Here is an 893-nt window from a genome sequence, read left to right as displayed (position 1 = left end):
GGGCGGGACTGTTCGGCTGGTGGGTGGCCCGGCGGATCACCCGGCGCCTGGTCGTCCTCACCAACACCGCCGAGGCCGTCGCCCGTACGCGGCGGCTCGGCATCCAGGTGCCGGTGGCCGGTTACGACGAGGTGGGGCGGCTCGGCCGTGCCTTCGACCGGATGCTGGGGCGGCTCGCCCAGTCCGAGGAGGACCAGCGGCGACTGGTCCAGGACGCCGGGCACGAGCTGCGGACGCCGCTCACCTCGCTGCGCACCAACATCTCCCTGCTGCGCCGCATCGACGAGCTGCCGCCCGGCACCCGTGAGGAACTCGTCGCCGACCTCACGCAGGAGGCCCGCGAGCTGACCGACCTCGTCAACGAACTCGTCGACCTCGCGGCCGGGCAGTCCGACACCGAGCCGCCGCAGCGGGTCGACCTCGCGGACGTCGCCGAGGAGGTGGCGGGGCTGGCGCGGCGCCGTACCGGGCGGGAGATCGTGGTCGGGGTGAGCGGTGACACCACGACCGACGGACGGCCGGGGATGCTGACGCGGGCGCTGTCCAATCTCGTCGAGAACGCGGTGAAGTTCGACCGGGGCGGGCGTGCTCCCGTGGAGATCCGGGTCGCGGGGCCGGCTCGGGTGGGGGCGGTGCGGGTGGGGGCGGTGCGGGTGGAGGTGCGGGACCGGGGGCCGGGGATCGCCGATGACGATCTGGTCCGGGTGTTCGACCGGTTCTACCGTGCCGCCGACGCGCGGTCCCTGCCGGGGTCGGGGCTGGGGCTCTCCATCGTGCGGGAGGTCGCGCTTGCGCATGGCGGGGCGCCGTACGCCTTCTCCCGTGAGGGTGGGGGGACGGTGATCGGGTTCACGGTGGGGGGTGTGGCCGCGGAGCCGGATGGGTGAGCGGTG

The 893-nt window shown here is 74.7% G+C and carries 1 protein-coding gene; it reads left to right on the top strand.

Features of this window, described 5'->3' with window-relative positions:
- Positions 1 to 887, top strand: an 887-nt coding sequence (locus B7767_RS13325) for a HAMP domain-containing sensor histidine kinase (protein WP_143652417.1), incomplete at its 5' end; no start/stop codon positions are given.
- Positions 888 to 893 lie beyond the last annotated feature (6 nt).

Origin of the sequence: Streptomyces sp. 13-12-16 (genome assembly GCF_002114215.1) — a bacterium.
In the GTDB taxonomy this organism is placed as follows: Bacteria; Actinomycetota; Actinomycetes; order Streptomycetales; family Streptomycetaceae; genus Streptomyces.
The sequence above is the reverse complement of the archived record's forward strand: the minus strand, read 5'-3'. Positions and strand labels throughout refer to the sequence as shown.